The organism is Methylobacterium sp. WL116 (assembly GCF_008039455.1).
GTDB lineage: Bacteria > Pseudomonadota > Alphaproteobacteria > Rhizobiales > Beijerinckiaceae > Methylobacterium.
This window is the reverse complement of sequence record NZ_VRUV01001062.1, coordinates 1-612: the sequence shown is the minus strand read 5'-3', so window position 1 is coordinate 612 and position 612 is coordinate 1. Positions and strand designations below refer to the sequence as shown.

Here is a 612-nt window from a genome sequence, read left to right as displayed (position 1 = left end):
CGCACCCATCGCGGCGAGGTCGAAGCCCTCGAGGATGTTCAGGATCTCGATCAGGTGGACGCCGCCGGACGAGGGCGGCGGCATCGAGACCACCTCGTAGCCGCGATAGGTCCCGCGCACGGGCTGGCGGACCACCGGCCGGTAGGCGGCGAGATCGGCCTCCGTCATCGGGCCGCCGGCCGCGCGCACCGCCTCTACGGATCGGGAAAGCTGTCCCTCGCCGAGCTGATCGCGCCGGCCGAGGCCCTGGCCCGCGCCGGCATCCCGGTCACCGGCGGCCTCGCCGATTCCCTGCCGCGGTCGGCCGGCCTCCTCGGGCGCTGGCCCTCGACCCGCCGGATCTTCTTCCGCGGCGACGTCCCCCTGCCCCGCGGCGACAGCCTCGTGCAGGCGGACCTCGCCGACACGCTGCGCGCCGTCGCCGAGGGTGGCCCGGACGCGTTCTATGCCGGCCCGATCGCCGGGCGGATCGCGGCGGCGGTGCGCGCACCCATCGCGGCGAGGTCGAAGCCCTCGAGGATGTTCAGGATCTCGATCAGGTGGACGCCGCCGGACGAGGGCGGCGGCATCGAGACCACCTCGTAGCCGCGATAGGTCCCGCGCACGGGCTGG

Annotated in this window: 3 pseudogenes; 1 reads left to right on the top strand and 2 read right to left on the bottom strand. The window is 75.0% G+C overall.

The window, feature by feature from the left end:
- Positions 1 to 216: pseudogene (locus FV223_RS29410) on the bottom strand (gamma-glutamyltransferase); the annotation flags it as partial.
- Here FV223_RS29410 and FV223_RS32300 point away from each other — a divergent pair.
- Positions 184 to 486 (top strand): annotated as a pseudogene (locus FV223_RS32300) (gamma-glutamyltransferase); the annotation flags it as partial. The pseudogenes FV223_RS29410 and FV223_RS32300 sit on opposite strands and share 33 nt — an antisense overlap.
- On the opposite strand, the pseudogene FV223_RS32295 reads toward FV223_RS32300, so the two are convergent.
- Positions 468 to 612 (bottom strand): annotated as a pseudogene (locus FV223_RS32295) (gamma-glutamyltransferase); the annotation flags it as partial. The pseudogenes FV223_RS32300 and FV223_RS32295 overlap by 19 nt on opposite strands.